Raw genomic sequence first — 2,660 nt, 5'->3', positions numbered from 1 at the left:
CAAACCCCCGCACACAAAGAATCGGACACTCTCCGGAACCATTGCCTATCGACGGCACTCCGCCTCGACACCTGAATCAGATGCGGTACCTCGCGCCAGACAGTCTTGCGAGAAACCTGAACTCGTTCGCGGAGGTATCGCTGCCGCAGCTCCTGGACATCCTGGTCAACGAGCTTTCCCCACTCCCATGTTTTCCCCATGCCCTTTGTCTACCCCACCCGAGTTCAGGTTTCTCGCCAAAACCTGAACTCGGCACCGCTTTGCACACTGAAATGCGCAAAATACTGCCATCTGCGGCAACCGCAGGACGATCGATTTTGGGTTTTGTGCGACGCGGGCCAACGCGCATATACCTACCCCAGACTCTGGCCCGCGGGGTCTAGTGGGCGAGCTCGACGCCTTCGTCGGCGAGGACTTCGAGCAGCCCGCCTATCGACGCCTCCGGCATCCCCCAATCCGTCACCACCACACGGGTCACGCGGGTTTCGCGCAAAAGGTCGGCCAGCGCGTCGAGGTTGCGCGGCACCGGGCGGGAATCTGCGGCACCGTAGGTAGCGGCGATGATGGCGGCGCCGAGGTCCTCGATCGAGCGCACCGGGCGCATCACAAACACTGCGGGCATTAGTTGACCTCCATTTCGCAGAAGGATTCGTAGTGGTCGGCGGTGTAGAACCACTCGTCGACGTGGCCGTCCGCCCCACCGCCGGTGACGATGCGGCGCGCCCCGCGGTGGTAAACGCCCGGGGTGTCCACGGTGTACTCGCGGTAGTAGTCGCGCGGCTGTTCGGGGAGGATGCGTTCGTAGTTGCCGAAGCGGCGGTCGTCGTTGTCGGGGTGGGGGAAGGGGCCGCCGGCTTCGATGAGGTCGACGGTGTCCCAGGCTTCATCGGGAAGCGAGCCGCACGCGGGCAACCCCGAAGAAGACGCAGGCTCGGCCGGAGGTGGCGTCGATAGGCAACTGCTCAAAAACAGGCACGGGAGCAGGACGGATAGGCGCTTCATGGGCAATATCGTGCCACGCGCTAGAGTGAGCGCCATGGCTAGGGGCAGAATTCCGGATAGCGACATTGAGGCTATCCGTCAGCGCGCGCCGCTCGACGAGATCGTCGGCGAGTACGTGCAGCTCAAACCTGCCGGTCACGACTCGCTGAAGGGCTTAAGCCCGTTCAAGGACGAGCGCACCCCGAGTTTCCACGTCCGCCCCGCGCACGGCTACTACCACTGCTTTTCCACGGGCAAGGGCGGCGATGTATTCAGCTTCCTCATGGAGATGGAGCAGCTGACCTTCCCTGAGGCGGTGGAGGCGGTGGCGGACCACATCGGCTACCACATCAACTACCAGGGCGGTTCCACGGGCGCACGCAAGGTGGACCGCGGCACGCGCCAACGCCTGCTCGCGGCGAACAAGGCGGCGCACGAGTTCTTCCGCGAGCAGCTGGAAACGGAAGACGCCGCCCCGGCGCGCGAGATGCTGCTCAAGCGCGGTTTTTCCCGCGAGCTCATCTACGACTTCGAATGCGGCTACGCGCCCCACGCGTGGGACCCGATGACGAAGCACCTGTTGCGCAAGGGCTTTGAGGTGCAGGAGCTTATCGACGCCGGCCTGTCCTCGATGGGCAAACGCGGGCCGATCGATAAATTCCGCGGCCGGCTGATCTGGCCGATCAAGGACACCGCCGGCAACGTCATCGGCTTCGGCGCCCGCAAGCTGTTCGAGGACGACCGCCTGGGCAAGTACATCAACACCCAGGACACGCTGCTGTACCACAAGTCGAAGGTGCTCTTCGGCATTGATAAGGCGAAGAAGAACATCGCGGAGAAGCACCAGACGGTGGTGGTGGAGGGCTACACGGACGTGATGGCCATGCACGCCGCGGGCGTGGACACGGCGGTGGCGACGTGCGGTACCGCGTTCGGCGGCGACCACATGAGCCTGATCCGCCGCCTCATGCTCGACGACAGTTTCTTCCGCGGCGAGCTGATCTACACCTTCGACGGCGACGAGGCAGGCCGCAAGGCCGCGATGCGCGCCTTCGAGACGGACGCCGAGTTCGGCGCCCAGTCCTTCGTCGCCGTCGCCCCGGACGGCATGGACCCCTGCGACCTGCGCCTCGCGCGTGGCGACGGCGCCCTGCGCGACCTCGTGGCCAGCCGCGTGCCGGTGTACGAGTTCGTCATCGAGTCGCTTTTGCAGGACTACTCGTTGGATTCCGCCGAGGGGCGCGTGCAAGCCTTACGACGCACCGTCCCCGTCGTCGCCACCATCTCCGACAAAGTGCTCCAGCAGGAGTACGCCCGCCGCCTCGCCGGCTGGGTCGGTTGGCCGAACCCGGACGAGGTGCTGGAGCAGGTCCGCGCCGAGGCGAAGAAGCCGAAGAAGCAGAAGCGTGTGCCTAAGGCGGATGTGAAAGACCCCGCCGCGGCCGGCCCGGACAGCTCCGGCGCCCAGTCCGAGATCCTCATCCCGCCGCGCCCCGACGACCCGGTGTTGTGGCCCCAGCGCGAAGCGTTGAAGCTTGCCCTGCAGCACCCGGCCGCGGCCGGCAACTACTTCGACGGCATCAACCCGGACGCCTTCACCCACGACGCGTACCACCAGGTCCGCGAGGCCATCACCGCCGCCGGCGGCTGCGCCCGCGCCGGGGCCGCCGCAGCCGCCG

Annotated in this window: 3 protein-coding genes; 1 reads left to right on the top strand and 2 read right to left on the bottom strand. The window is 66.0% G+C overall.

Going from position 1 to position 2,660, the window contains the following annotated elements; all coding sequences use genetic code 11:
- Window positions 1-379: 379 nt before the first annotated feature.
- Both HMPREF3151_RS07620 and HMPREF3151_RS07615 read right to left on the bottom strand, forming a co-directional pair.
- Window positions 380-622, bottom strand: a complete 243-nt coding sequence (locus HMPREF3151_RS07620) for a hypothetical protein (protein WP_070474956.1) — start codon at window positions 620-622, stop codon at window positions 380-382.
- Window positions 622-1,002, bottom strand: a complete 381-nt coding sequence (locus HMPREF3151_RS07615) for a guanyl-specific ribonuclease (RefSeq protein WP_210383724.1) — start codon at window positions 1,000-1,002, stop codon at window positions 622-624. The genes HMPREF3151_RS07620 and HMPREF3151_RS07615 overlap by 1 nt, the downstream gene beginning before the upstream one ends.
- Before the next feature lie 34 nt (window positions 1,003-1,036).
- On the opposite strand from HMPREF3151_RS07615, the gene dnaG reads away from it, so the two are divergent.
- On the top strand, window positions 1,037-2,660 hold a 1,624-nt coding region (gene dnaG / locus HMPREF3151_RS07610; protein ID WP_070474954.1), incomplete at its 3' end, for a DNA primase.

It is taken from the genome of Corynebacterium sp. HMSC05H05 (assembly GCF_001807265.1).
GTDB lineage: Bacteria > Actinomycetota > Actinomycetes > Mycobacteriales > Mycobacteriaceae > Corynebacterium.
This window is presented reverse-complemented; position numbering and strand designations above follow the sequence as displayed.